We start from the raw sequence: 25,428 nt of genomic DNA, 5'->3' as shown, positions 1-25,428 counted from the left end.
CTCCCCGAAAATCCGATCCGTATTGTAGATTCTGTAGGGGTATAATAATGACGGGGGCAGCTTTTACACCCTCCGTGTGGAACGCAAGAGTATGCGTACCGATACCATGGTCCGGGACGTGATGCATAGGGAGTTTCTGGGGGTGAGCGAATCGGACGCGCTCCCGGACGCGGCGGAGCTGCTGATCGACGAAGGGACCGACTGTCTGATCGTCGTGCGTGGATCCGAGCCGATCGGCTGTTTGGAGGCGCGGGACGCGCTCGCCGCGGTCCTCAACGGCCACGACGACGCGACCGTCGACGCGGTCATGCGGGATCCGCTTCCGACCGTCACGCCGGCGGACCCGTTGTCGGTCGCCCGCGAACGGCTCGTCGCCGAGGGCGTGAGTCGGCTCGTGGTCATCGACGACGGCGAGGCTGTGGGCGTCGTCACCGAACACGATGCCCTTGCGGCGGAGATAGCACGTGAGGCGGATCCGCGCGACCCCGAGCGCGACTTCGGAATCGGCGTCGATCCCGCTGGCATGGAAGCCAACGAGATGCCGGGCGGTCAGCGCGAGGAGCGATCCATGTCGACGACGATGGCCGCCGATGAAACGAACGCCGCGGAACCGGTCTCACAGGGCGTCTGTGAGATGTGTGGATCGCTTACCTCCTCGCTGGCCAACTCGAACGGCCAGGCAGTCTGTCCGGCCTGTCGAGGGGTCTGAGTTCCGGAAGAAATCTCGCTGCTCGTCATTCTCTGGTGCTTCCCGGCCGGCAGGCTCAACATCCGCCGACGCGAAGGGCAACCATGGCGGCCGAGAACACGGTCCATCTGGTTCCGGCGCAGCCCGCGGATGTCGACGTCGTCGCGGACCTGTGGGTCGAACTTGTCCGCGACCAGCGAACACACGGATCGGAGCTGCTCGGGGCGGCAAACCGGGCGGTCGTGCGGGATTCCTTCGCGCAGGCCGCCGTCGCGGGAGAGTTGCTGCTCGCCCGCGAGAGCGATGACCTCCTCGGGTTCGTGAGCTTCTCGCTCGATCACGGACGCTACGAACGCGAACGGACACGTGGGACCGTCACCAACCTCTTCGTCGTCCCCGAGCGCCGTGGCGAGGGCATCGGGTCCCGGCTCCTCGATGCCGCCGAACGGGCGCTTCACGGTGCCGGCGCGACGACAATCACGCTCGAAGCGATGGCGGAAAACGAACGGGCTCGGGCGTTCTACCGGACACGCGGCTACGCTCCTCACCGGGTGACGTATACGAAGGACGTCGAAACCGTGGACCCAGACGGGACGGCGGGCGAAAACGACGATGACGGCGCCCCGGACGGCGGCTGACCGATCGACGGGACGATGAAAAACGATACCCTCTCAAAGGTGCACCGAGTAGCACCGTCCGCGCCAGAGGAGCATGGGCGGTTCATGCACTCGACTTGTAATCGAGACTTCCGGGGTTCAAATCCCCGCTCTGGCTTCCGAACCCGCTTCGTTCACGCTCAGGCGGTCGCGGTGACCGATCCCGCCGCTTCGACCGCCTCCAGGAAGATGGAGACGCCCAAGTCGATCTCGCGCTCGGTCGAATCGAGCGGCGGCAACAGCCGGATCGTCTTTTTGCCACACCCCAACGTCAACAGCCCGCGGGACAGCGCCTCCGCGACGACCGCATCACGTCGCGCCGGCGTGTCGAACTCGACGGCGAGCATGAGCCCCTTTCCCCGCACGTCGACGACCGAGTCGTGTGCGCCATCCCTGAGAAGCTCCTTCGCCTGTCGTCCGCGCGACCGCGCGTTCGCCAACAGGTCGTGTTCCTCGATTGCCTCGATGGTGAACGTTCCCATCATCGATCCGAGGAGGTCCCCGCCGCCGAACGTCGAGCCCAGCCGGTTCTTCTCGGCGGGGAACAGCTCCGAGCGCGAGACCGTCGCGCCCACGCGGAGCGCCTTCGCCGCGGCGATGACGTCCGGCTCGATGTCGTAGTGGTCGGCCGCCCAGAACTCGCCGGTCCGGCCGATCCCGGACTGGATCTCGTCGACGATGAGCGGGATGTCGTACTCGTCGCTGACCGCGCCCACCTCGCGCATGAACGCCTCGCTCGGGAAGCGGTAGCCGCCGACGCCCTGGATCGGTTCGAGGACGATGAACGCTACCTCCTCGGGGTTGACGTGGCCGCCCTCCGGCGAGAGCGACCGTCGGAGCTGTGAGCCGGATTCCGAGAGGAAGCCACACGCACACGTCTCGGCGGTGCACGTGCGGTCCGCACAGAACGGCACGGTTTCGATCCCGGCGATCTGTGGGTAGTGGCGGGTGTAGACCTCCTTGGATTTGGTGAGCGAGAGGGTTCCAAGCGTTCGCCCGTGGAAGCTCCCGCCGAACGCGTAGCCGTACTTCGCGGCGGGCTTGTGGTCGTGTGCGACCTTCATCGCGTTCTCGACGGCCTCCGCGCCGGAGTTCGAGAGGAACACCGTGTCCATCCCGTATTCGGCGGAGACCTCGGTCAGCCGCTCCATGAGGTGGCTGGATCCGGGCACGAGCGAGTCATCGGGGTCCGGACCCGCCCCGAAATAGAGGTCCTGACCCGCGATCTTCATCGGCTCGACGAGGTCGAACGCGGCGAGTTTATCGAGCACCTTCGGGTTGTTGTAGCCGAGCGGGGCGGCCCCGATGTGGCAGGTGAAATCCAACAGCACGTTGCCGTCGACGTCGGTGACGAACGGGCCGTCCGCCTCCCGAGTGATGTCCCAGACGAACTCGTGGGAGTACTCGCTCGGCGCGGCGTGTGTGCCATGGTATTCGACCCACCGGGCCGCGTTCGGCCCCGGTAACCCCCCGGTGTCGGGCTCCGCTGTATCCCTATCCATACACAGTAAGTGTGTACGGTGTCACCTAAAATGTTCTCCTCGGCAGCCAGCGAACGGCTGTGGACGGATCAGTCGTCGTCGCCGGTCGCGACCCGATCCTCCTCGGGTGGTTCGCCGAAGAGCCACGAGCTCTCCTGTAACAGGAGCGGCTCGCCGTCCTTCGAGAATCGGAGCAAGAGCCCGATCATCGCGAGCAGACAGACGAACGCGAACGGCGCGCCGGTGATGATGGCGGCCGACTGCAGCGCGTCGACCCCACCGAGCGTCATGAGGATCGCCGCGGTCAATCCGAGGATCGCCCCCCAGAAGATCCGGTTGATGTTCGAGGGAACGGCCTTGCCGCCGGTCGTCATCATCGAGACGGCAAGCGTGGAGGAGTCCGCCGAGGTAACGAAGAACGTCGTCACGAGGATCATAAAGGCGATCATGAACACGGTGCCGAGCGGGAACGCCTCGAAGAGGATGAACCCGGACACCTCAGCACCCAACTCGAAGGCCATCACCTGACTGAAGTCGGCGACCCCCTCGTGTTGGAAGAAGACGGCGGTGCCGCCGACGAAGACGAACCACGGGATCGTCGCCGCCGAGGTGGCGAAGATGCCGGTGAACGCGACCTCACGGACCGTTCGGCCGCGCGAGATCCGCGCGATGAACAGGCCGGCGAACGGTGACCACGAGAGCGCCCACGCCCAGTAGAACACGGTCCACGCGTTCATCCATTCGGTGCCGCCCTCGGTTCCTGCACCGGTGAAGAGGCTCATCGAGACGAAGTCGTTGAACATCCCGCCGATCGCCTCCGTGCCGACGAGCACGAGGAACGCGGTCGGGCCGACGATGAACGTCGCGAGCATGAGCGCGACGAACAACACCATGTTGAAATTCGAGAGCCGCCGGATCCCGCGATCGACCCCGAGCACCATCGAGACGGTGAAAAGCAGCGTCATGCCGGTGACGACGAGGATGATCCCGGTCGTGCCCAGATCGAGGCCCCACTGGAAGGCCAATCCCTCGACGAACTGGCTGCCGATGAACCCGAGCGAGGTCGCGACGCCGCCGATCGTCGCGAAGACGGCGAGCACGTCGATGAGCTTCGCAACCGGGCCATCGAGGTTCTCACGGCCCAAAAGCGGCGTCAGCGCGGAGGAAACCCGCAGCGGGACGTCCTCGTAGTTGTACGCGAAGTAGCCGATGGCGATCCCCATGATCGTGAAGACGGCCAGTTGGGGGATCGCCCAGTGGAACAGCGTCTGCTGGATGGCAATGGGGATCGCCTCGGCGGTTCCCCCCTCGACGGTGAAAAGCGGGGATGGGTTGTCGTAATAAAACAGCGCCTCCGTCGGCCCCCAAAAGACCACACCGGCGGCGAACCCGGCGGAATACAGCATCGCAAAGAACGAGAAGAAGCTATACTCGGGGTCCTCATCGCCGAACCTGAGCCGACCCCATGGCCCGAGGATGAGGAACACGAGGAAGGTCACGACGAGGAAAACGATGACGAGGAGCGCCCAGTTGAAGTAATCGAGCATGAACGCGTCGGCGACCCCGATCGCCGTCTCGACCCGCGCGGGGTCGATGAAATAGAGGGCAATAAGCCCGAGCGTGAGCCCCGCCCCGAAGAGGAACACCACCGGATCGAGCTCCTCGCGGAACCGTCCCAACGCCCCCAGCTCGCTCCCCGCCTCCGCGCCACCGTCGGTTCGGACTGCCGGCGAAGCCGTCTCCGTGGAGGCCTCCCCGACCGAAGACGGCTCCGCTTCGGTCGTCCCCGGCGTCTCCTCCCGTTCGCCGTCGCCCGCCACGGTTCCGTCCGACTTCTTTTCGCCCGTTCGATCAGCCATCGTGTCTCACCCCGAATGAATGGCCGCCTATCGATCGGTATCCTCTCGACTTTCGGTTCCCCCGCACAGATTTCGTGCCCTGCTGTGCCATACCACTGTGCTCGAAATTATCACACATAAGCGTTTCTGATTTTGTAGTTATGATCCACATTTTTCGTGTATCTATCTCCGATATCAACTCCGAGGAACGCCATGGAGCGCCGCACCCGCGGCTCACCGAGTTCATACCACGGGTAAATAAGGGAATGCTGCGTCCGCCCGCGCTGTGACGGGGAGTTCAGTTCGTCAGCTCCTCGACGGCGCGGTCACGGCGATCCTCACTGTCACGGATCTCGGTTGCGAACTCGTCGACCCGTTCTTTGATCCCCTCACGAGCGGCCTCCGGGGAGAGTTCGCCCGACAGCGAGAGCAGGCGGACGAACGCGCGAAGCTCCTCGTCGGTGATCCGTTCGAACTCGTCGGCTTCGATCTTCGCTATCACCTCGTCGACGTCGATCCGTCCGACCGGTTCGACGTTGAACTCCACCGTGACCATCCGATAATCCGAGCCCGCGAGCCGCTGTTCGGACTTCGCGACCCCCTCCGAGAGCATGTCTTTAAACGGGGTGACATAGCCCATCGTCCCCAGATGGAGGAACGCGAGCATATCGGTGATCCCCCGGGTGTAGGCGTCGCGGTCGGCATCGTCCGGGTCGAAGACGGTGCGGCGATCCCGGTCCTCCAGACATTCGTAGAGGATAGAGAAATCGAGGATCGCGTTTCTGACCCGCCGACGGATCCGGTTGCGTTTCTGTTTTTTCGAGTGTTCGGTGTAGTCGGTCTTCCGCCCGAGGAGGAAGTCCCGGTCGGAGGGCGTCAAGATCCCGCGCGGCCGCTCGGCGTCCGCGGCCGTCTCGAGCGCCGGAGGCACCTCGTCCTGTGACATACCCGGAAGGCGGGCGCTCTCGGGATTAACTGTTGGGGTCGATCTAAGGGTCGCGAGAGCGATGGAGCCCCATTGATGTCGAAAACGAACCAGTCATCGTCGGTCACGGCCGGTTCGCCGCGACGGTCACGAATCACGGACGGTTCGCTCCGACGTTTACGATCGCCGATGAGAGTAGCTCGACGGCGACCCCAAGCGATCGCTCGTCGACATCGAACGTGGGCGTCTGATGGGAGGTCGGGTGGTCGCCCCCGACGATGACGTAAGCGGCCCGTCCGCCCCGGTCGTGGACGTGTTTCATGAGGAAGGTCACGTCCTCGCTCGCGCCGAGCGGCGCCTCGGGGACGACCGAGTCGACGCCGTCGACCCCCCGAGCGACGTCCGCGACGAGGGCCCCGAGGACGGGGTCGCTATCGACGCGGATCGACTCGCTGATTCGGCGAATGACGACGTCACAGCCGTGGACCTCCGCGGCCGCATAGAGGATCCGCTCCAGTTCCGAACGGGTGTACTCCATGAGCGCGGTCGTCTCCCCGCGGACCTCGCCGTCGAGGGTGATCTCCTCGGCGATGACGTTGCTCGCGGAGCCGCCCGCGACCCGGCCGAAGTTCACCCGCGTCATTCCGTCGCCGTGGCGGGCGATCCCGTAGGCGTTCTGGACGCCCGTCGCCATCGCCTGCATCGCGTTCGTCCCGCCGCTCGGGTCCTTCCCGGCGTGGGCGGCAGCGCCCTCGAACGTCGCCGTGAGGTGCGCCATCGCCAGCGGCTCGGTCGCGCTCGCGACGACGGTTCCGGTCGGGTAGCCCAGCCCGAGATGGCACGCGAACAGGTACTCCACGTCGTCGACGTGTCCGCTCTCGGCCATCGGTTTGCCGCCGCCGGCGACCTCCTCGGCCGGCTGGAAGAAGCACTTGAACGTCCCCGAGAAGTCGCTCGCCTTCACCGCCTCGACGACGCCGAGTCCGATCGCGGCGTGGGCATCGTGGCCGCAGGCGTGCATGTAACCCGCCGTCTCCGAGCGGAACCCCTCGTCGGCGGGTCGATGGCCCGGCTCGTCGGATTCGACCATGGAGACGGCGTCCATGTCGACCCGGAGCCCGACCGTCGGGCCCTCCCCAAGCTCCACGACGGCGACACAGCCGGTGTGGCCGTCCGCGGTCGCCGCCAACACGTCGTCGTCGACGCCCGCTGCCGCCGCCCGGTCGTGCCATTCCGCGAGCGTCTCTTCGGAGGGAACCGCCATTCGATGATCGGAGGCGAGCGCGTCGCGGCCGATGGCGACCCGATCGACGCCGATCCGCGAGAGTTCCTCGACGATCCGCGCCGTGGTTTGGATCTCACACCAACTCGGCTCGGGATGGCGATGGAACTCCCGGCGGATCGCCGACAGTCGGGTGCGCACGTCGTGGGACATCGGTCGGTCGGCGGTATGCCATCGAGGTATATAACCTGTCCCGTCGGCCGGAAGCGGAGGGAGGCCGTGGGATCACGTACAAACGCTCACGACGACAGCTGCTATCACTTCCGCCATCTACCGAGCGTTTTTATACACCGATCGAACAGCCGCTGCTCGATGACTATTGAGCGGGTGATCTTGAATGACTGGACGATCGATCCGAGGTGTGCCGTATCGGATATAAAAGGGTTGGCGATGCGCCGCACCGAGGATAAAAGGCGAACCGTCCCGCCTACAGCGTGTGTTCGCTGCCACCGGCCCCGCCGACGATCGCGGCCGGGTCGGCCGTGGCGTGTTCGATCGCCTCGACGATGACGTCGAGCGCCGTGTCGGCGAGGTCCTCGGTCAACACGAGCGGCGGCAGGAGCCGCAGCACGTTCTTGTGCCGGCCGGCCTTCCAGACGAGGACGCCGTGTTCATAACAGTACTTCTGGATCGCCTTGACGATCTCGGCGCTCGGCTCGCCGTCGTCGTCGACGAACTCCGCGCCGATAAATAGCCCCTTGCCGCGTACGTCGCCGAGGTGATCGTTTCCGGCGGCGACCGCATCCAGGCGACCGCGGATATGGTCGCCGAGGTCGCGGGCGTGGGCGAGCAGGTCGTGTTCCTCGATGTATTCGATGGCACGCGAGCCGGCCTTCATCGCGACGACGTGCCCGCGGTAGGTGCCGGCGTGCCCGCCCGGCCCCCACGTGTCGAGGTCCTCGTGGTAGATCGTCGCCGAGAGCGGGAAGCCGATCCCGCCGAGCGCCTTCGCCGTCGTCATGATGTCGGGCGTGACGCCGTGCCACTCACAGCCCCACCACTTGCCGGTCCGGCCGAATCCGCTCTGGATCTCATCGAAGATGAGCGGGATGTCGTTCTCGGTGGCGATCTCGCGGAGCCCTTTTAAAAAGCCCTCCGGCGGGACGATGATGCCGCCCTCGCCCTGGATCGGCTCGACGAAGATGCCCGCGGGGTTCGCGAGGCCGCCGTAGGGGTCCTCGACGATCTCTTTGACTTCGCGGAGCGCCCGCGCACACGAGACGGCCCCGCAACACTCGCTCGCCGGGCGTGAACAGATCGACGCCGCATCCCCGGACTCGTGACGGTCGGCGTACGGCGACGGGTATTTGGCGTGGACGACGTCGGGGATGAGCGGGGTGTAGTCGTCTTTAAAACCCTTGTTCGAGGTGAGCGCCATCGCCCCGGAGGTCGCACCGTGATACGCCCCCCGGAACGCGATAAGGCCCGTTCCGCCGGTGTTGTACTTCGCGAGTTTGATCGCGGCCTCGACGGCGTCGCTGCCGGTCGGCCCACCGAAGACGACCTTGCTCTCGCCGCGCAGCCCCGGCGGCACGATCTCGCCGAGCTTCTCGATGAGTTCGAGCCGTTCCTCGGTCGGGAAGTCGACGGTGTGAACCAGCCGGTCGGTCTGTTCGTGGACCGCCTCCAATACGTACGGGTTCGAATGGCCGACGTTTAAGACGCCGATGCCCGCGAACATATCGATGAAGGTGTTGCCGTCGGCATCCCGAAGCGTCGCCCCCTTCCCCTCCGCGAAGGCGATGGGGATGTCGTTCGGATACGCGACCGCGCCGCTGTCGATCGATTCCTGTTTTTCCAAGAGCCGCGTGCTCTCGGGTCCCGGAACCGCGTCGACGTTCGGCGCGTCATCGAAGTGGATCTCCTCGATCGGTGGTCCTGCCGTCATACCCAGATCCACGGCGAACGCGGATAAATAGCTTATCCACGATTACGGAAAATAGTGTACACAATTATCGTTTTCGTGATGATCGGTCGGGGGTCCCAAAACGACCGATCGACTCGGCCGCTGGTCGGGGACGGATGATACCTCCTGGCCGCTTGCAACCCCTGCCCGGGTGCGGCGATTTAAGAACCGTGAGCGCGACGGGCGAGTATGAGCCAACAGCCCCCCCGATCGGAGGCCGAGTCGTCGGCCGACGGGGAGACGGACGAGCCGTTTGTCGGAAAAAAGGACCCGTCCCTGCGGAGCAACGACGTGACGGCGGGCGCCGAACGCGCCCCACACCGATCGATGTTCCGGGCGATGGGTTATGACGACGAGGACCTCGCCTCGCCGATCGTCGGCGTTCCCAACCCCGCCGCGGACATCACGCCCTGTAACGTCCACCTCGACGACGTCGCCGCCGCGGCCATCGACGGGATCGACGCCGCCGGCGGGATGCCGATCGAGTTCGGGACCGTCACCATCTCCGATGCCATCTCGATGGGAACCGAGGGGATGAAAGCGAGCCTCATCTCCCGGGAGCTGATCGCCGACTCGGTCGAGTTGGTCTCCTTCGGCGAGCGCATGGACGCGCTCGTCACCGTCGCCGGCTGCGACAAGAACCTTCCCGGCATGATGATGGCCGCGATCCGGACCGACCTCCCGTCCGTCTTCCTCTACGGCGGCTCGATCATGCCCGGCCAACACGACGGGCGCGACGTCACCATCGTGCAGGTGTTCGAGGGCGTCGGCGCGTACGCGCAGGGTGAGATGAGCGGCGAGGAACTCGACGAACTCGAACGCCACGCGTGCCCGGGGGCGGGCTCCTGTGGCGGGATGTTCACCGCGAACACGATGGCGTCCATCTCCGAGGCGCTCGGGCTCGCGCCGCTCGGCTCCGCCTCCGCGCCGGCCGAGGACGCCGAGCGCTACGAGGTCGCCGAACGCGCCGGCGAGCTGGTGCTCGACTGTATCGAGAACGACCGGCGGCCCTCCGACATCATCGACCGACGCTCGTTCGAGAACGCCATCGCGCTTCAAACCGCGATCGGCGGCTCGACGAACGGGGTCCTTCACCTGCTCGCGCTCGCCGCCGAAGCCGACGTCGACCTCGACATCGAGGAGTTCGATACGATCTCGAAACGCACCCCGAAGATCGCCGACCTCCAGCCGGGCGGCAGCCGCGTGATGAACGACCTCCACGAGGTCGGCGGCGTCCCGGTCGTGATCCGCCGGCTCCTCGACGCCGGACTGTACCACGGCGACGCCATGACCGTCACCGGCAACACGGTCGCCGAGGAGATCGAACGCTTGGAGGAGGACGGGTCGCTCCCACCTGACGAGACGATCGAGGCCGACTTCCTCTACACCGTCGAGGAGCCCAAAGAGGAGGAGGGGGCGATCAAGATCCTCACGGGCAACCTCGCGCCCGACGGCTCCGTGTTGAAGGTGACCGGCGACGACGAGTTCCATCATGAGGGGCCCGCGCGCGTCTTCGAGAACGAGGAGGACGCGATGGAGTACGTACAGACCGGCGCGGTCGACTCCGGTGACGTGATCGTGATCCGTAACGAGGGCCCCCGCGGCGGCCCCGGCATGCGTGAGATGCTCGGCGTCACCGCGGCCGTCGTCGGCGCGGGTCACGAGGACGACGTGGCGCTGCTCACCGACGGCCGCTTCTCCGGCGGCACCCGCGGCCCGATGATCGGCCACGTCGCGCCCGAAGCCGCCGTCGGCGGCCCGATCGGTATCTTAGCGGACGGCGATCACGTCGTCATCGACATCCCCGATCGCACGCTCGCGGTCGATCTCACCGACGCGGAGATCGCCGAGCGCGCCGACGACTGGAGCGAACCGGAGCCCCCCTACGAAGGCGGCGTGCTCGCGAAGTACGCCCGCGACTTCGCTTCCGCCTCCGAGGGGGCGGTGACGAATCCGCGGTTGACCCGGGAGTGACCCGGGCGTGACCCGCGACTAAGGTCAGAACAGCCCGCCGACTTTCGCCGCCAGCTTCGGGACCTCCTCGGCGATGGCGTGTCGTTTCAGGAGCCCGAAGCCGGCGACGATGACGAGGAACCCGAGGATCGTAAACGCGGTCACCGGCTCGGCGAGCAGCACGACGCCGGCGACCGTGGCGACGACGGGAACGACGTACGATACCAAGTTGATCTGGAAGGCGCCGAGACGCCCGAGGAGCGTGAAGTAGATGCTGTATGCGAGCGCCGAGGAGAAGATACCGAGGAAGACGAGCGCGACGACGGCTGGCAGCTCCGTGGCGGGGAGCCGCTGTCCCTCCCCGAGGCCGCGGCTCGTCGCGTGCATGACCACCGCGCCGAACAGCATCGCCCAGCCGGTGAGGGCGACGCTCGAGAAGCTCGTCTCCACGGTCCGCAGGCCGACGCTACCGATCGAGACGGCGATCACGCCCACGAATATCAGCGCGACGCCGATCGTCACGCCGCCCGCGAGGTTCGCCGGGTCCGGTTGGGCGACCAGTGCAACCCCGAGAAACGCGAGCACGACCCCGATCGATCCCCGAAGGTCGAGGCTCGACTCGCCCACCCAGAGGGCCGCCACCGCCGCGGTGACGATGGGAACGAGGCTGTACGTGATCGCGGCGATGCCGCTCGTCGTGTACTGCTGACCGACGAACAGCAACGTGTTGTTGGCCGCGACGGAGAGCCCCCCGCTGAAGAGGATGGCCATCGCGTCCCCACGCGTCCGTGGAAGCGGACCGGATTCGGTGAGGAGGACGTACGTCACGAGCAACGCCGCCGCGAGATAAAACCGATACGCTGCATACAGCACCGGTGGATAGTACTCGAGGCCGACCTCGATGGCGACGAACGACCCGCCCCACAGCCCCGCGAGCAGAAAAAAGAGGACGACGTCTCGGTACCGTGACACAGCCAAGAAAGGCGGCACGGATATAAATCGATGTTCGTTCCGGTCGAACGAGTACTGTCCGACCGGGAGCGTACCGCAGTAGCATCGCGCGGCCAGACCGACGGTACCCCGCGCAATCAGATGATCGGAAGCGCGTGATTAACGAATCAGAGATTCGCGGTCAGGTGATCAATAGCCCCGTGCGATCAGGTAGTCCGCGATGTCCTCCAAGAGCCGTCGGGATTCGTTCTCCGGCAAGACGTCGAGGTGCTCTTTGGACCGTTCGGTCAGGTCCACCGCCATCTCCCGCGCGAAATCGATGGAACCGGCGGCCGAAAGCGCGTCGACGGCCGCCTCGACCTCCGCCTCGGTGACGGCCGCCGGCGTCTCGGCGTCGACCAGCCCGTCGACGTCGACGCCCTGCTCACGGGCATGTAAAGTGATCAACGTCTCTTTCTCCTCGACGAGATCCGAGCCGCGCTGTTTGCCCAGCTCCTCGGAGGGGACGGTCAGGTCGAGGACGTCGTCCTGGATCTGAAACGCCCGACCGGAGTCGATCCCGTACTGATAGAGCGCGTCGGCGACCTCCTCGTCCGCGCCGAGCAGCACCGCGGGGGTCGCGGCGGCCGCGCCGTAGAGGACCGCCGTCTTCAACTCGACCATCTCGAGATACTCGTCGGGTTCGATATCGTCTCTCGCTTCGAAGGCGACGTCGAGCGCCTGGCCCTCACAGATCTCCGTACAGGTCGTTGCGAGCAGCCGCATGGCCTCCAGTCCATCGGTGGGATCCGCCCCGGTTTCGGTCATCATCTCGAAAGCCTTCGAATAGAGGGTGTCGCCCGCGAGGATGGCCGTTGACGTATCGTACTGCTCGTGTACTGCCGGAACCCCACGCCTGAGGTCGTCCTCGTCCATGATGTCGTCGTGGATCAGCGTGAACGACTGGATCACCTCGATGGAGACCGCAGCGCGCATGACGTCGACGGGATCCCCCGAAAGCGAGGGGAAGGATCGATAGTCCATCGACAGCGGATCGACGTCCGTCACCGCCTCGGCGGCCAGCATCGTCACCGTCGGCCGGAGCCGCTTTCCGCCCGCTTCGAGGATGTACCGCGACGCCTCATAGAGGCGTTCGGGACGCCGTATGGGAAGCTCCTCATCGATAGCGGCGTTGACTAAATCACGCCGCTCGCGGATGGCGTCCAGCACCCGCGCCTCCGTGGTCTCGCTCGTCATTCGACGAGCTGGATCGTGTTTCCGTTCTTCGTGACGTGGATGTCACGGCCGAGGCTGTACCCCTTCGAGGAGGCGAGATCGACGTACGGGGCGAACCCTTTGAGGTTCTGGTGGGCCGGGATGACGTGCTGGGGCTGGAGCGCGTCCAGCATCTCGTAGTGCCCCTCCTCGCGGAGGTGCCCGGAGACGTGGATGTCGTCGTAGATCCGCGCGCCCTGCATCCGAAGCAGCTGTTCGGACTGATACCGCTGTCCCTCGTTGGTCGGCTCCGGGATCACCCGCGCGGAGAAGACGACCTTGTCGCCGTCGTCAAGCTCGTAGGGCGTCTCGCCGCGGCCCATCCGGGTCAACATCGCCCGTGGCTCGCCCTGGTGACCGGTGACGATCGGGAGGAAGTTGCCCTTCCCCTCCTTCATGATCCGTTTGAACGTCCGGTCGACGGACTTCCGGTGGCCGTACATGCCGAGGTCGCCGGGGAACTCGACGAAGTCGAGCCGTTCGGCGGTCCCCGAGTACTTCTCCATCGAGCGGCCGAGCAACACCGGCTGGCGGCCGATCTCGCGGGCGAACTCGACGAGCGACTTCACGCGGGCGATGTGTGAGGAGAACGTCGTCGCGACGATGCCGCCGGAGTAGTCCTCCATCGATCGCAGGGTGTCACCTAAGTGTTCCTTCGCGACCGACTCGGAGGGCGTTCGACCCTTCCGACCGGCGTTCGTACAGTCCTCGATGTAACAGAGCACGCCTTCGCCCTCGCGACCGATCTCACGGAAGCGCTTCATGTCGATCGGGTCGCCGATGACCGGCGAGTGGTCCATCCGCTTGTCCAGCCCGTAGACGATGGCCCCCTCGGGCGTGTGTAACACCGGGTTGATCGCGTCGATGATCGAGTGGGTGACGTTGACGAACTCCAACTCGACCTGTTCGGAGTCACCGATGGCCATCGTGCCGCCCGCCTCCATCTTCACGAGGTCGTTGTCGACCTGGAACTTGCTCTCGCCCTGGATCTGCTGTTTGACGAGCTCGATCGTGTACGGGGAGGCGACGATGGGCGCGTCATATCGGTGCGCCAGTTTGGGGATGGCTGCGATGTGGTCGAGGTGACCGTGGGTGGGGACGATCGCCTGCACGTCGCCCTCGAGGTCGCTCATCACCCGGTCGTCGGGGATGGCGCCCATATCGATCAGGTCCAGACTGTGCATCTTCTCCGTCTCCACGTTGTCGTGGATCAGGACCTTGCTCAGGTTGAGGCCCATGTCGAAGATGACGATGTCGTCGCCCGCCCGCACCGCCGTCATCTGCCGACCGACCTCCTCATAGCCGCCGATTGTCGCGATTTCGATTTCCATAGTTGGTGTGTCTGGCGCCGCGAAACGGCGCGTTGTCACTGAAACCCGCATGGAGGGGCCGTCTGCCCCGGCGTTTTATCGCGCGTCGGTTAAGGCCCCGCTACGGCCGAGCCGCGATCGGCTCACCGTGTCCCGCGGGAGTGTGATGTGCGAGGGTACAGGGGCGCATCTTAAAAACTACCGGGTTCTACGACGGACGGGTCGCTCCACCCCGTCGTGGCGACCGGCCGCTTCGTCCCGCCGTGACCGCCGGCGGGGTCGGCCGGGTGTGCGGTCCTCCGTGGATCGGGAGGTTAAATACGGTCACGGTCCGACGGTGCGGATATGAGATCGAACGCGGACGACACGTCGATGAGCCGACGCGGGTTCTTCCGTGCGAGCGTCGGGGCCGCCGCGGCGACGGGCGCCGTGGCCGCCGGGAGCGGAAACGTGGCGGCCGCATACGACGGCTATCTAGATGATGTGTCGAACTACGAGGGAACGGTCGACTTCCGCGAGGAGGACGAGGTGACCGTCGAGGTCGGCGCGGGCGACGACGGATTGCTGTTTGAACCCGCGGCGGTCCTCATCGACGAGGGCGCGACCGTCGTCTGGGAGTGGACCGGTGAGGGTGGCGAGCACAACGTCGCCGCCGAGGACGGAAGCTTCGAGTCCGATCTCGTCGACGACGCCGGCCACACCTTTGAACACACCTTCGACGACGCCGAGGAGGGCGATTTCTTCAACTACGTCTGTACGCCCCACGAGGCGGTGGGCATGAAGGGAACGGTCGCGGTCGGTGACACCGAGGACGAGATCATCGACCCCGACGGCGACGAGAACGGCGCCGGCCGACAGCTCACCTCGGACGATATCGGCGCGCTCGCGCTCGCGTTCGGCGCCGCCGGCGCGCTGCTCGTGCCGCTGTTCTACGCGGCACACATAAAGAGCCAGCACGACTGACGCGACGTGGCCTCCTCATAAGACGATCGGAGCAGGGAGGGGTCGTGTGGTTCATTGTCATCTATCCGCTCCCGCGGTCGGCCGTGTACCCCTCTCGTTCACGCCTCGGTTTCGTCTTCGAGTTCCAGGCGTTGTTTCAGATTCTCCAACGCCGTTCGGAGCTCCCGTTCGTTGTACTTGATCGCGAACGGCTCCACCACCGCGTTCAGCACACGGCCCGGAATCTCATACGTTGCGGTGTATGTCACCTCGGTCCCGCCGTTCGCCTCCGCGAACTGGAGGTCTATCTCCCCGTCGACCCCACTGCGCATATCGAAGACCATCCGGTGATTCGGCTCGTGTATCGTCTGTTCGAGGACCGTCTCCAGACCAATGCCCGCCATCTTGTACCGGCAGTCCAATCGTTTTCCGCCGTTGTCGAGACGTTCGACGTTCTGTACGTCCGACACGCTGGGAGTGACTTCGGCGTGATTGTGTGGGTCGTCGAGATACTCGAACGCCGTTTCGACCGGCACATCGATCCGTATCGACTCGCTAACCACGGTCATATGCGACAGGTTTGTGATCGGCCTACTTTATATTTCCCTCGGAGCGGAAGGTGGACAACAGCACCGACCGGCCGGAAGCAACGAAGCACCTGCGTTATAGGCGACCTCCGGATCGTACACGATAACCGATTTCATGTCCCTGGTCGATATAAATGGGGCGCGGAAGCGCTCGCATCCGACAGCGGTATCCCTTCGACGGCCTAATCGACTCCAATGGACCGGCGCGTCCTCTTCGCGGGCCTGATCCTTTTTGCCGGCGGTGCTGCCGGCGTTGGCGTCGCCGTATTTGCCTTCGTCGGCCTCGATGCTGACACTGCCGGCGCCGAGATCATCTGGGAGTCGGATCCCGCAGAAGGCGACGACGGAACCGGGGCCGTCGTCGCCACCGTCGACGGCGATCCCTCGGTGATACAGCCGGCCATCGATGACGACGCGGCCGCGATCCGGGCGCTCGATATGGCCGGGGAAGTCGCGTGGACCGTGTCGGTCCCCGGAGACGTCGAACCTGACGGGACGAGCGATCTCGTCGCTACCGAAATGAACGATGAGCCCGTCATCGCGTTCACCACCGAGGCGGGCGACCTCGTCGTCCTCGATGCCGCCGATGGCGAGGCGCGCCTCACGGTGTCGCTCGGCTCCGGTTCGACGCTGGCACCGGTCGCCACCGACCTGACGGACGACGGCGAGCCCGAGTTCGTGGTGCTTCGCGACGACGGGACCGCCCTCGCTATCGGTGGGGACGGCGAGACGTTCTTCGAGACGGAGATCGAAGGCGACGCGGCGCTGCAACCGCTGGCCATCACGGGCGAGGAGTCGGCGGTCGACGATTCGGCCGACGCTGACTCCGGGACGCTCGTCGACGACGGGATCGCCCTTCTCACCGATGGCGACGGCGTCCAGCAGGTCACCGTTCTCGACGCGGCCGGCGAGGTCGTTTGGGCCGAAGCGCCCGAGGGGACGACGTTGAGCTGGAACGCAGCGGACAGCCGTCGGGGCGGGATCATCGCCCTCGGAAGTTCGGACGGCATGCTGGAGACGATGGAGGCGTCGGACGGCTCGACGCGGTACGACGTCGGCCTGCAGGACGTGCCCGTCGACGTCGGGGACGCGGATTCGGGGCGGGTCCACGTCGGCGGCGTCGGGGACATCTGGGCGGTTGATCTCCTCGACGGCGAGGTCGTCTGGAAACAGCAGTACGGCGGTGAAACCCGGGTGAACGAGCCGGCGGTCGGCGACGTGACCGGCGACGGATCCGCCGAGGTCGTCGCGGTCAACCGGGGGGGCGAGGTCACGGCAATGAACCGAAACGGCGAGGTGGTTCTCCGCGGGGACGCCGGCTCAGTCGTCGTCTACGCCGCCCCGCTGTTTGCCGACGTGACCGGGGACGGGACCGATGAGACGCTCATCGTGACCGAGGACGGAACCGTCATCGCATTGGCGGCGTGACGACAGGATCGAGGTGTGAACCTATGTATCACATGTATCACGGACTGATTTTTCGCTGCTATTTTACCCCCTGCATACTTACACTCAGTTGTCATGTACGACCATATCTGTTACCCGACCGACGGCAGCGAGGGCGCGGAAGCGGCCGCTGAACACGTCGAAGCGCTCGCTTCGAGCTTCGACGCCACCGTCGACGTGGTCTATGTGGTCGAGGATCGGCCGGTCGATTTCGGCCTCATGGCGACCGGCATCACCGACGTCTCTCCCGGAATGAGCGGCGATCATCACGGGGCCGATGCGGTCGCGATGGGGGGCTCACAGGCCGACCCTGAAGCCGAGCGGGAACAGCTCGTCAAGGAGTCCGAAGTGGCCGTCGCCGAACGTGCCGAAGCGCTCGATGCGGACGCCGAGCCCGTCGTCCTCACCGGTACCCCGCACGCCGCGATCACCGAGTACGCCGACCAGGAGGACGCCGATCTCATCGTGATGGGCACACACGGCCGGACGGGACTCGATCGGATCCTGATCGGCAGCGTGACCGAGAAGATCGTCCGAACCGCCGACACGCCCGTCGTCACCGTGCGACCGGACGGTGACGTGAGCGAAAGGTAACGACGCGCGCCACGAACGAAGAGCGTACTCGCGGAGACGTCGGATACAGCGACACGAAAACGGCGGATCGGGAGCTATTCTTCGTCCTCGTACACCCAGACCGCGGTGTCGAGGTCGTACTCGACGAGTTCCGACTCGTCGAAGAAAAGGGCGATCTCGCGCTCGTTCGCGCCTTCGTCCTCGTGATCGGAGGCGTGGATGACGTTGTGGCCCAGATCGAGGCCGAAGTCGCCGCGGATGGTGCCGGGCGCGGATTCGGCCGGATCGGTCTCGCCGACCATCGAACGGACCTGCCGCGTCGCGTCCGCTCCCTCCCAGACCATCGCGAAGACGGGTCCGGAGGTGATGAACTCGACGAGCCCGTCGAAGAAGGGCTTGTCCGCGTGTTCGCCGTAGTGATCGTGTGCGAGGTCCTCGTCGATCTGCATCAACTTGCCGCCGACGAGCTTCAGACCGCGCGCCTCGAACCGCGAGACGATCTCGCCGATCAGTCCGCGCTGGACGCCGTCGGGCTTGACCATCACGAAGGTGCGCTCGTCGTGGTGGCTCATTCGTTACCGCCCTCCGCGCGTCCCTCCTCGGTCCACTCCAGGTCGCGCGCCTCGCGGCCGAGGAAGTAGTTCTTCTCCGCCTTCGAGTCGACGAAGTGGAGGACCGTTCCGTCGACCTTCACGTACATCGTGCCCGTGCCGGGTTCGATCTCCTCGCCGGTGAAATCGCAGGTGCGTTTCTCGACCATGTTATCGTCCTCCGATGGAGTCCGCATCACGCTGGGTCTCACGCAGCTGAAGCACGTCGCCCAGCCGCACGGGACCGATGACGTTTCGGGTGATGATACGTCCCTGGTTTGATCCCTCCTGGATGCGGCATTTGACCTGCATGGCCTCGCCGTGCATCCCGGTTTTGCCGACGACCTCGATCACCTCCGCGGTGGTCGAGTCGCTGGTTCCCTCTTCTGCGCTCATGGTGGGTTATCGAAGCTCCGCGACCTTTTCGGCGATGTCCTCGACGTCGTCGCTCGCGTCGCCGGCGTCGACGATGGCGGCGGCGGCCGAGCCGACTTCGAGGCCGGCGGCGAGGCCGACTTCGTCCTGCGTGTCGACGAAGACGACGCTGATCCCTTTCTCGTCGGCGAGTTCGGGGAGGTGCATCACGATCTCCTCGGGGGAGACGTCCTCGGCGACGAAGACGAGGTCGGCGTTGCCGCGCTCGACCGATTTGGTCGTCTCGTTGGTTCCTTTCTTCACGGTACCGGTGTCTCGGGCGACCTCGAGCGCCTCGAGGGCTCGCTCTGCGAGGTCGGCTGGGGTGTCGTAATCTACGTAAACTGCCATGGTTGTTCACCTATCCTCCCCGCGGGCTCGCGTGTCCGTCCCGTGGTCGGTCCCTAACGGAACGGCACATCATCAACCCCGAAGAGGCTGTAGCCCGGAATTGGCAAGGGCATCATAAAAGCGTGTCCAATGCGATCCGGGCATGTGAGCCGGACGCACGCCGTCCGTTGCGTGCGGTTTCGTCCGCTTCGTCGACATGTCGATCGACTCTCGCCGCCGTCCTCCTTCGAGTCCTTTGCCCCCCGTGCCGTCCTCCTTCGAGTCCTTTACCCGCTTCGGGCGACTCGATCCGGGTAGATGGCCCGGTTGGTCCACTACTCCGATATCGAGAACGTCTTCGACGCCCCCGAGCGTGCGGCCCGACTCGCCGGGCAGATCCGGGCGCTTTCGGGCCCCGACACGCTCGTCGTCGGCACGGGCGACACGACCGCCCCGGGCGTGCTCTCGCTCGTCGCGAAGGGACGGCACATCCTCGAGTTCTACGCCGCCACCGACACCGCCCTCGACACCTTCGGCAACCACGAGTTCGATTATGGGCCGGATCCGCTCCGCGAACTCGTCGCCGACGCACCCGTCGAGTTCGTCTCCGCGAACGTGCGCGATGAGGAGGGCGGGCCGTTCGGCCGTTCCGAGGGCGTCGTGCCGTGGACGACCCGTCGAGTCGACGGGACGAGGGTCGGATTCGTCGGACTCACGGATCCGGCGACGGACTCGTTGAACCCGATGGCCGCGCCGCTCTCGTTCGATGAGCCCGTGACGGCCGCCCGGAAAGCGATCGCCGACCTCCGTACGACGGCCGGCGAGCCGGATCGCCTCGTCGTCCTCTCCCATCTCGGCGGGGGCGATGACGACCTCGCGGCCGCCCTCGACGTCGATGCTATCCTCGGCGGACACGTTCACAGCCGACGAAACGAGTACGTCCACGACACGCTGCTCGTGCGGCCGGGTGTGAACGGCGAGACGGTGATCGAAGTCGACCTCGACGGGTCACGCGCGACGGCGACGCTACACGAACCGACGGGTGCATCCCCGTATGAACCGCTCAAAGGGACGCTCGAAGCGCGGATGGCCGCCGCCGACCTCGACGAGGTGATCGGCCGGGTCGAGACACCGATCGAACGAACCGGCGCGGTCGTCCACGGCGGGGAGTGTCGCGTCGGGAACTTCGTCGCGGACGCGTTCCGATGGGCCCACGACGCCGATGTCGGCCTCTCGAACGCCGGGGGGTTGCGTCAGGGCGATCCGTGGCAGGGCGAGGTGACCAAAGCCGACCTGATCAGCCTGATCCCCTTCGAGGAGCCGGTGGTGCTCGTCTCGCTCTCCGGGCGGGAGCTTCGGGCGGTGTTGCGGGAGATGGCGGCCCCCGACGTCGACTTCGGCGAGGCGGACTGGTGGCACGGACACGTCTCGAACGCCCGGGTCGTTTGGGATGCGACGGCGGACCGGCTCGTCGAGGCGACCGTCGGCGGGAAGCCGATCGATCCCGACGGCCGATACACGCTCGCGACCTCGGAGTACCTGTTGCACTCCGAACACGAGTTCCCGACGCTGCAACAGCGTCACCGGATCGGCGAGGCCGACATCCAGTACGAGGTGCTCGCCGACTACGGCCGTGAACACGGCATCGACCCGGCCATCGAGGGTCGGATCGAGATCCGCAACCGCGTCGAGGGTCACCCGCACGCCGAGTGAGTGGCTCGATTGCGAGGGCCACCCACGCGCCGGCGGGCGGACCCGGCCGTGACATCCTCTCCCAGTTGGACGCCGACGACTTTTGTACTCGGGCACCGATCCGTACGGTATGACGCTTGACCGCTACGCCTCCGCCATCGACGGCCTCGATCCCGAGGAGGGGACGGCCGAATCCGCCGAACTCGTCGTGACCGACGACGTCCTCGTGAAGGCGTTCGTCCTCGCGCCGGGCGGGGAGATCAACCCCCACGAACACGCCGACTCGACGAACGTCTTTCACGTCATCGAAGGCGAGCCCACGGTGATCCGCGACGACGAGACGGAGACGCTCGCGGCACCCGCGGTCGTGTTGAACGAGCGTGGGGCGATCCACGGGGCCCGCAACGAGACGGATCGGCGCGCCGTGATCACCGCCAGCCTCTGTCCGCTTCCATGACGGTCGCCGAGATCGAGGTCGAGGAGCTTGCGACGCTCCTCGAGGGGGACGAGCCGGTTCGGATCGTCGACATCCGCGACGAGCGAGCGTACGATCGGGGTCACCTTCCGGGAAGCGAGTCGATCCCGTTTCCGGAACTGACCACGCGGGTCGCCGAGCTAACCGGCGCGGAACGGATCGTCACCGTCTGTCCCCACGGGATCGCCAGCCGACAGGCCGCACAGCTGATCGGGAGCTACGAGGGGACCGTCGATGCACACGTCGAGAGCCTCCGGGGCGGTATCGAGGCGTGGGAGGCCGCGGGGAACGAACTGGAGCCGACCGAGCCGTCTGGCGCTGCGGGATCCGACAGTGGAGAGGGCGATGGACACGCACACGAGCCGGACGAGGGACCCGCCGCACCCTTTTAATCCAGGTCGTCGGTTCCGATCGAGTTGCCGGGTCGTCGGCTCGATGGATGCCTTGAGTCGGTCGATAGTGGTTATCTGTCGATTTCTCCGACCCGATTTATAAGCCCAAGCCGCTACCGCTGTTTATATACCGATCCGCCGGAGTCGTTTATATACCGATCTCGTCGGTATGAGTTATATATCGATCTCGACCCATTGGTTATCTACCCAGCTCCCAGCCGTCCGCGCTGATCGGGTCCCGGTCACGTCGCGGCTCAGCGCTTCCGCCGAGCGAGGGCTGCGGTCGAGAGGAACGCGATCACCGCAACGATGGCGGCGACCGGACCGAAGCCGGGGACTTCATCGACCGTCTCCACGAGGTCGTCAGCGACGCCGCCGAGCGGGCCGTCACCCTCAACCGTCACGGTCGCCGTCGCGGCGTCCGCAGGCCCGACGGCCTCGACCTGGATCGTCCCCGGGCTCTCAAGCGTGATCTCGTGTTCGAGCGTCGTCGATCCGTCGACGTCCAGCCGAACTGTGTCCGTCGCGACGGCCTCGCCATCGACGAGCAGTTGGATCTCGCCGCCCGCCGGCAGATCCGCGTCGTTGCGCACCGAGACGGTCGCGACGACTTCGTCGTCGACCTCGATCGTACCGGGCTCGACCGAGAGGTCGTCGACGGTCACGGATGCGGGTTCGGCGACGACGACGGAGACGGTCTCGTCACCGACTGTGACCTCGTGTTCGCCGGGCGTCTCGAACGTGTGGGTCAGCTCCACCGTCCGCTCGGTGTCGGGCTCGATGGTTCCGTCCTCGGCGGCGACCACCTCGCCGTCGACCCGCAACTCGACGTCGTACGCGCCCGGTTCGCCGCCGGTGTTGCGAACCGACACCTCCAGCGCGAGCGTCTCGCCGGCGACGAGCCGAACCGGGTCGTGCTCGGTAGGTCGATCCCGATACTCGCCAGTGGCGCGGACGCCGTCCTCGGCGACCTCGTACCCTACCTGTGCCGGCGGCGCGCCGAACGCCTCGGCGTGTGTCCCCCGATCCCAGACCGTGGGGACGGCATCAGTCGTCGTGTAGCGTTCGGCATCGTCCCGGATCGCGGCCGCAGTTGACGCGTCTGCGTGTTCGGCCGCGGCGGCTTCGACGGCGTCGAGGAAGTCACGGTTCGTGACCGGCTCGGATGCGGCGTTGAGCTCACGGAAGACGGTCGCGAGCGAGGCCCGGCCGTCGGTCGCGACGCGCAGCTGTCGATCGACTTCGCCCGCGACGAGCGCGCCCTTGGTGTAATCCGGCGTCCCTCGCCAGGTCGTCGGGTCATCGAGGATCGCCGTCGCCGCGGGCTGGCGCTCGCCACGGACGAGGATCCGCTGGAACTCGTCGAAATCGGCCTTGCCGCGGTCCACGGCAAAGAGCGCGGCGTAGTAGGTCGCGGTCGCCTCGGTGAACCACCGGGCGCTCCCGTCGGCGGGGATCTCGTCGGTCGAGGTCTCCCCCGCCGTGTCGTACCCCTGGCGCGTGTGGACGTACTCGTGTGTCCAGACGTCGTCGGCGGTTCCCACGGGTTCGTCCGCGGCAACCCAGAGGTCGCGGTCGCCCGCCTGCACCCCGCGGGCGGCCCAGTCGACTTCGTCCGTCGGCGCGACGATGGCGACCACTTCGGTATCACGGGCACCGACCTGCAACGCCGTCGCCGCGTACTCGAACGCGTCGAACACCTCCTCCGGTGATGCGACCGGGTCTGCCGCCTCGGGAACGACGAGTCGGAATCGTTGGCCCGCCGCCTCGTGAACGTACTCTTCGTGGGGTCCGAGGAAGGCCATCGCCTGGGAGGCGACCCCCTCGCCCTCGACGCCGCGCTCGCGGACGACTGCCACCTCGCCACCGCCGGAGGAGTAATGCAGGTCCGAGACCGGCGTCCCGACGAGCGCCCAATCGCCGGCGTCGACGAATCGATAGGACCCGCCGCCGTCGAGGGGACCCTCGCCGTCGGCCGCATGGTCGGCCGCCATGCGATACGTCACCGAGGGTCGGTCGGTCTCCCCGTCCCACTCGAAGGTTCCTTCGCCCTGTTCGGCGTCCTCGACGCGCTCGAAGCCGTTCACGTCGATCGGATCGCCGCTGGCGTCGTGCAGGGTGATACGCAGCGCCGGAACGGTTTCGGGGACCTCGACGGTCGCGCGCACCCCGACGTAGCCCGGCTCGTCGATGAGAAAGAGCTCGTCGTGGAGGCGGATCGGGTCGGGATGAAACACGGCGGAACGGGTCGACCCGGCGGTAGATACGCCGTGATTCGGATCGGTCGTCCGGACGGTGGGATCAGCCCCGATCGCGTCGTCGCCCAAAAGGCCGGATTCAGTTGTCGCGTCGACCTCAGCCCCCGCCGCCTCCCCAATGGCGACCCCAACTGTCCCGTCAACCGCCGCAACCCCTGCTGCGCCCCCGACGACGAGGAGGGCGAGCACGAGCGTCCACAACACCAGGATCAACGGAGATCCCTCGGTGATGTTTGGGGACTGTGACCGATTCATACGGGCCCCACGTCGTGACCAAATTTATCCCTATCCGTTCGATTACATCGGGTGAGAAAGGGGGGAGGGAGCGTGTGACGGGTCCCTCCACTGTGCGCTATGGCTTCAAATAACATAGGTTTTGGCCGAATCTTTCGGCCGAAACACGATGAACGGATGAGCGACTGCCCCTATATCGCGTGGATGCGGGCGGTCCAGAAGTCCCGAAACGCGTCCGAGAGCGCCGCCTCCGGCGAGCCGGTCGCGTCGGAGACGTCGGTGTGATCGGCGTGTGAACGGACCTCCCCCAGCACGCTCCGTTCGCCGACGATGATGGTCCGCTCGACGTCCTCGACGGCTTCGAGCGCGTCCCTGACGTCGCCGAGGTGGTCGGCGATCTGTCCGTCGCGACGGCGCTCGAACCGGCCCTGCGAGAAGCCACCCTTCGAGTGGGCCTCCTTGACGTCCGTGGTGAACCCCTCGAAGGAGACGCGCTCGTCGCCCTCGTAGACGCCGAGCGCGAACGTGTCCGACCGCACGAGCGCGAAGGCGAACCGTCCGGTCGGCAGGAACCACTCCGCGGGGAGCCGGAAGCGGTCGTCCCAGCCGTCGAAGGGCTCCGGGGGCAACGCGGGCGAGATCGCCGCGCTCAGGATACCGAGTTCGTCGGCGAGGACGACCGTCGGGGCGGCACGTCTGACGAGCCGGCTGCGGTCGCCAAGCAGGTCCGCCACCGATCCCGGGACGGCGTCCTCGTCCACGACACAGGCGGTAAAGAGCGCCTCGGGGTCGTCGCTGCGGATCGACCGGAGCCGGCCGAGCACGTCCCGGAGCCGGCCGCCGCGGAGGTCGCTCACCCGCCGAAACTCGACGTCGACCTCGCCCGATTCGGCCCGCTCGATCCGATCTTCAAGCTCGACGATCCGGTCCTCCAGCCGGTTGACCCGCTCCTCGGCCTGCTGTCGGTCCGCGACCGCGTCCGCACGGCGCTCCGCCTCGGCCTCTGCGCGCCGTTCGAGGTGCCGTTTCTCCTCCTCCAACTCGGCGATCCGCTCCTTCAACTCGGCGCGCCCGAGCAGCTCGTCGATCATGCCGAGAGAACGGGTCCGGCGTGGGTTAAATGGTTGCTTCCGGAGGGGACGCTCCGGCCCGAGACGCGGTTTCGCTGGATGGGATCGTCTCGGCCGACGACGGCCGTGTCTCGACCCCAGAAAACGGCACCTCGATCGCCGAAAACGGCACCTCGATTGC

24 protein-coding genes and 1 tRNA gene are annotated in these 25,428 nt (G+C 66.2%); 10 read left to right on the top strand and 15 right to left on the bottom strand.

Annotated features, from left to right (window positions below):
• Window positions 1-91: 91 nt before the first annotated feature.
• From CHB65_RS02940 to CHB65_RS02930, 3 genes are all read left to right on the top strand, one after another.
• On the top strand, window positions 92-709 hold the full coding sequence (locus CHB65_RS02940) for a CBS domain-containing protein (protein WP_089383568.1): 618 nt from the start codon (window positions 92-94) through the stop codon (window positions 707-709).
• Between the two features lie 83 nt (window positions 710-792).
• Window positions 793-1,326 carry a GNAT family N-acetyltransferase gene (locus tag CHB65_RS02935; RefSeq protein ID WP_089383567.1) on the top strand — a complete coding sequence of 178 codons (534 nt, stop codon included), beginning with the start codon at window positions 793-795 and terminating at the stop codon, window positions 1,324-1,326.
• Window positions 1,327-1,388: 62 nt separating this feature from the next.
• Window positions 1,389-1,462: transfer RNA gene (locus CHB65_RS02930), tRNA-Thr, on the top strand.
• A 22-nt stretch (window positions 1,463-1,484) separates the two neighbouring features.
• Here the strand turns inward: CHB65_RS02930 and CHB65_RS02925 are convergent.
• The 5 genes from CHB65_RS02925 to CHB65_RS02905 all read right to left on the bottom strand — a co-directional run bounded on the left by CHB65_RS02925 (window position 1,485) and on the right by CHB65_RS02905 (window position 8,758).
• Window positions 1,485-2,846, bottom strand: coding sequence for an aminotransferase class III-fold pyridoxal phosphate-dependent enzyme (locus CHB65_RS02925; protein WP_089383566.1), 1,362 nt, complete (start codon window positions 2,844-2,846; stop codon window positions 1,485-1,487).
• Between the two features lie 68 nt (window positions 2,847-2,914).
• Entirely contained in the window at window positions 2,915-4,684 is a 1,770-nt protein-coding gene (locus tag CHB65_RS02920; protein WP_089383565.1) for a BCCT family transporter, read from the bottom strand.
• A gap of 277 nt (window positions 4,685-4,961) precedes the next feature.
• Window positions 4,962-5,609 carry a hypothetical protein gene (locus tag CHB65_RS02915; RefSeq protein WP_089383564.1) on the bottom strand — a complete coding sequence of 216 codons (648 nt, stop codon included), beginning with the start codon at window positions 5,607-5,609 and terminating at the stop codon, window positions 4,962-4,964.
• 133 nt (window positions 5,610-5,742) lie between these two features.
• Window positions 5,743-7,023 carry an amidohydrolase gene (locus CHB65_RS02910; protein WP_089383563.1) on the bottom strand — a complete coding sequence of 427 codons (1,281 nt, stop codon included), beginning with the start codon at window positions 7,021-7,023 and terminating at the stop codon, window positions 5,743-5,745.
• 274 nt (window positions 7,024-7,297) lie between these two features.
• Window positions 7,298-8,758: an aspartate aminotransferase family protein gene (locus CHB65_RS02905; RefSeq protein WP_089383562.1), complete on the bottom strand. Its 1,461-nt coding sequence runs from the start codon at window positions 8,756-8,758 to the stop codon at window positions 7,298-7,300.
• Between the two features lie 207 nt (window positions 8,759-8,965).
• Between CHB65_RS02905 and ilvD the strand changes: the two genes are divergently transcribed.
• Entirely contained in the window at window positions 8,966-10,750 is a 1,785-nt protein-coding gene (ilvD, locus tag CHB65_RS02900) for a dihydroxy-acid dehydratase (RefSeq protein ID WP_089383561.1), read from the top strand.
• A gap of 24 nt (window positions 10,751-10,774) precedes the next feature.
• Here ilvD and CHB65_RS02895 read toward each other — a convergent pair whose 3' ends face one another.
• The 3 genes from CHB65_RS02895 to CHB65_RS02885 form a co-directional block, all read right to left on the bottom strand.
• A complete protein-coding gene (locus CHB65_RS02895; protein WP_089383560.1) occupies window positions 10,775-11,701 on the bottom strand; it encodes a DMT family transporter in 927 nt (308 codons plus the stop codon).
• Window positions 11,702-11,869: 168 nt separating this feature from the next.
• Window positions 11,870-12,916 (bottom strand): geranylfarnesyl diphosphate synthase, encoded by a 1,047-nt coding sequence (gene idsA3, locus CHB65_RS02890; protein ID WP_089383559.1) that lies wholly within the window; start codon window positions 12,914-12,916, stop codon window positions 11,870-11,872.
• Complete coding sequence (locus CHB65_RS02885) at window positions 12,913-14,265, bottom strand: ribonuclease J (protein ID WP_089383558.1); 1,353 nt, start codon at window positions 14,263-14,265, stop codon at window positions 12,913-12,915. Before CHB65_RS02885 ends, idsA3 begins: the two co-directional genes overlap by 4 nt.
• 324 nt (window positions 14,266-14,589) lie before the next feature.
• On the opposite strand from CHB65_RS02885, the gene CHB65_RS02880 reads away from it, so the two are divergent.
• Entirely contained in the window at window positions 14,590-15,207 is a 618-nt protein-coding gene (locus CHB65_RS02880) for a halocyanin domain-containing protein (RefSeq protein WP_089383557.1), read from the top strand.
• A gap of 98 nt (window positions 15,208-15,305) precedes the next feature.
• Here CHB65_RS02880 and CHB65_RS02875 read toward each other — a convergent pair whose 3' ends face one another.
• Window positions 15,306-15,755 carry an SRPBCC family protein gene (locus tag CHB65_RS02875; RefSeq protein WP_089383556.1) on the bottom strand — a complete coding sequence of 150 codons (450 nt, stop codon included), beginning with the start codon at window positions 15,753-15,755 and terminating at the stop codon, window positions 15,306-15,308.
• Window positions 15,756-15,968: 213 nt separating this feature from the next.
• Here CHB65_RS02875 and CHB65_RS02870 point away from each other — a divergent pair, with 213 nt between their 5' ends.
• Together CHB65_RS02870 and CHB65_RS02865 are read left to right on the top strand one after the other, a co-directional pair.
• Complete coding sequence (locus tag CHB65_RS02870) at window positions 15,969-17,201, top strand: outer membrane protein assembly factor BamB family protein (protein ID WP_089383555.1); 1,233 nt, start codon at window positions 15,969-15,971, stop codon at window positions 17,199-17,201.
• Between the two features lie 93 nt (window positions 17,202-17,294).
• Window positions 17,295-17,813 carry a universal stress protein gene (locus tag CHB65_RS02865; RefSeq protein WP_089383554.1) on the top strand — a complete coding sequence of 173 codons (519 nt, stop codon included), beginning with the start codon at window positions 17,295-17,297 and terminating at the stop codon, window positions 17,811-17,813.
• Between the two features lie 74 nt (window positions 17,814-17,887).
• Here the strand turns inward: CHB65_RS02865 and ndk are convergent, their stop codons facing one another.
• The 4 genes from ndk to rpl7ae are packed head-to-tail and all read right to left on the bottom strand — an operon-like array spanning window position 17,888 to window position 19,147.
• Entirely contained in the window at window positions 17,888-18,364 is a 477-nt protein-coding gene (ndk, locus tag CHB65_RS02860; RefSeq protein ID WP_089383553.1) for a nucleoside-diphosphate kinase, read from the bottom strand.
• Window positions 18,361-18,552, bottom strand: coding sequence for a 50S ribosomal protein L24e (locus tag CHB65_RS02855; protein ID WP_089383552.1), 192 nt, complete (start codon window positions 18,550-18,552; stop codon window positions 18,361-18,363). Before CHB65_RS02855 ends, ndk begins: the two co-directional genes overlap by 4 nt.
• A 1-nt stretch (window position 18,553) precedes the next feature.
• Window positions 18,554-18,778, bottom strand: coding sequence for a 30S ribosomal protein S28e (locus tag CHB65_RS02850; RefSeq protein ID WP_089383551.1), 225 nt, complete (start codon window positions 18,776-18,778; stop codon window positions 18,554-18,556).
• A 6-nt stretch (window positions 18,779-18,784) separates the two neighbouring features.
• Window positions 18,785-19,147, bottom strand: coding sequence for a 50S ribosomal protein L7Ae (gene rpl7ae / locus CHB65_RS02845; protein WP_089383550.1), 363 nt, complete (start codon window positions 19,145-19,147; stop codon window positions 18,785-18,787).
• Between the two features lie 297 nt (window positions 19,148-19,444).
• Between rpl7ae and CHB65_RS02840 the strand changes: the two genes are divergently transcribed.
• From CHB65_RS02840 to CHB65_RS02830, 3 genes are all read left to right on the top strand, one after another.
• Complete coding sequence (locus tag CHB65_RS02840; protein ID WP_089383549.1) at window positions 19,445-20,839, top strand: bifunctional metallophosphatase/5'-nucleotidase; 1,395 nt, start codon at window positions 19,445-19,447, stop codon at window positions 20,837-20,839.
• A gap of 109 nt (window positions 20,840-20,948) precedes the next feature.
• The gene (locus CHB65_RS02835; RefSeq protein WP_089383548.1) at window positions 20,949-21,275 is read left to right on the top strand and encodes a cupin domain-containing protein; all 327 of its coding nucleotides are present in this window, start codon (window positions 20,949-20,951) and stop codon (window positions 21,273-21,275) included.
• Window positions 21,272-21,685 (top strand): rhodanese-like domain-containing protein, encoded by a 414-nt coding sequence (locus CHB65_RS02830; RefSeq protein WP_089383547.1) that lies wholly within the window; start codon window positions 21,272-21,274, stop codon window positions 21,683-21,685. Before CHB65_RS02835 ends, CHB65_RS02830 begins: the two co-directional genes overlap by 4 nt.
• 254 nt (window positions 21,686-21,939) lie before the next feature.
• On the opposite strand, the gene CHB65_RS17260 is transcribed toward CHB65_RS02830, so the two are convergent.
• On the bottom strand, window positions 21,940-24,198 hold the full coding sequence (locus tag CHB65_RS17260; protein ID WP_089383546.1) for a hypothetical protein: 2,259 nt from the start codon (window positions 24,196-24,198) through the stop codon (window positions 21,940-21,942).
• A gap of 170 nt (window positions 24,199-24,368) precedes the next feature.
• Complete coding sequence (locus CHB65_RS02820; RefSeq protein WP_089383545.1) at window positions 24,369-25,268, bottom strand: Vms1/Ankzf1 family peptidyl-tRNA hydrolase; 900 nt, start codon at window positions 25,266-25,268, stop codon at window positions 24,369-24,371.
• Window positions 25,269-25,428: the final 160 nt, after the last annotated feature.

Source organism: Halorubrum vacuolatum, from assembly GCF_900188065.1.
GTDB classification, from domain to species: Archaea; Halobacteriota; Halobacteria; order Halobacteriales; family Haloferacaceae; genus Halorubrum; species Halorubrum vacuolatum.
This window is presented reverse-complemented; position numbering and strand designations above follow the sequence as displayed.